Raw genomic sequence first — 1,674 nt, 5'->3', positions numbered from 1 at the left:
ATTTGTTGCCGGACACCTAAATGTCGTTGCTACGCAACACCATTTAGGTGTTGTATGGTTAAGCCTCACGGGTAATTAGTACAAGTTAGCTCAATACATTACTGCACTTACACACCTTGCCTATCAACGTTGTAGTCTCCAACGGCCCTTTAGGGAGCTTAAAGCTCCAGTGAGAACTCATCTCGAGGCTCGCTTCCCGCTTAGATGCTTTCAGCGGTTATCGATTCCGAACGTAGCTACCGGGCAATGCCATTGGCATGACAACCCGAACACCAGCGGTTCGTCCACTCCGGTCCTCTCGTACTAGGAGCAGCTCCTCTCAATTCTCAAACGCCCACGGCAGATAGGGACCGAACTGTCTCACGACGTTCTAAACCCAGCTCGCGTACCACTTTAAATGGCGAACAGCCATACCCTTGGGACCGACTTCAGCCCCAGGATGTGATGAGCCGACATCGAGGTGCCAAACACCGCCGTCGATATGAACTCTTGGGCGGTATCAGCCTGTTATCCCCGGCGTACCTTTTATCCGTTGAGCGATGGCCCTTCCATTCAGAACCACCGGATCACTATGACCTACTTTCGTACCTGCTCGACGTGTCTGTCTCGCAGTTAAGCTGGCTTATACCATTGTACTAACCTCACGATGTCCGACCGTGATTAGCCAACCTTCGTACTCCTCCGTTACTCTTTGGGAGGAGACCGCCCCAGTCAAACTACCCACCAAACAGTGTCCCAAACCCCGATTCAGGGGCCATGGTTAGAACTCAAAACATACAAGGGTGGTATTTCAAGGTTGGCTCCACGTCATCTGGCGACAACGCTTCAAAGCCTCCCACCTATCCTACACATGTAGGCTCTAAGTTCACTGCTAAGCTGTAGTAAAGGTGCACGGGGTCTTTCCGTCTAGCCGCGGGTACACAGCATCTTCACTGCGATTTCAACTTCACTGAGTCTCGGGTGGAGACAGCATGGCCATCATTACGCCATTCGTGCAGGTCGGAACTTACCCGACAAGGAATTTCGCTACCTTAGGACCGTTATAGTTACGGCCGCCGTTTACCGGGGCTTCGATCAAGAGCTTCGACCTAAGTCTAACCCCATCAATTAACCTTCCGGCACCGGGCAGGCGTCACACCCTATACGTCATCTTACGATTTAGCAGAGTGCTGTGTTTTTAATAAACAGTTGCAGCCATCTGGTATCTTCGGCCACCAACAGCTTAATCCGCAAGGGAAATCACCGTCGGTGGCGTACCTTCTCCCGAAGTTACGGTACCATTTTGCCTAGTTCCTTCACCCGAGTTCTCTCAAGCGCCTTGGTATTCTCTACCTGACCACCTGTGTCGGTTTGGGGTACGATCCTTTATTATCTGAAGCTTAGAGACTTTTCCTGGAAGCATGGCATCAATGACTTCATCACCTTAGTGACTCGACATCGTATCTCAGCGTTAACATAAACCCGGATTTTCCTAAGTCTACCGCCTACATACTTGAACCTGGACTACCATCGCCAGGCCCACCTAGCCTTCTCCGTCCTCCCATCGCAATAATAAAGGGTACGGGAATATTAACCCGTTTCCCATCGACTACGCCTTTCGGCCTCGCCTTAGGGGTCGACTCACCCTGCCCCGATTAACGTTGGACAGGAACCCTTGGTCTTCCGGCGGGGAGG

Annotated in this window: 1 rRNA gene; it reads right to left on the bottom strand. The window is 51.6% G+C overall.

Annotated features, from left to right (window positions below):
* Positions 1–54: 54 nt before the first annotated feature.
* Positions 55–1,674, bottom strand: a 23S ribosomal RNA gene (locus KSO91_RS17135); the annotation flags it as partial.

This window comes from Psychromonas antarctica, assembly GCF_022267535.1.
Taxonomy (GTDB): domain Bacteria; phylum Pseudomonadota; class Gammaproteobacteria; order Enterobacterales; family Psychromonadaceae; genus Psychromonas; species Psychromonas antarctica.
Note: the sequence above shows the minus strand (reverse complement) of the source record. Positions and strands in the feature narration are given on the sequence as shown.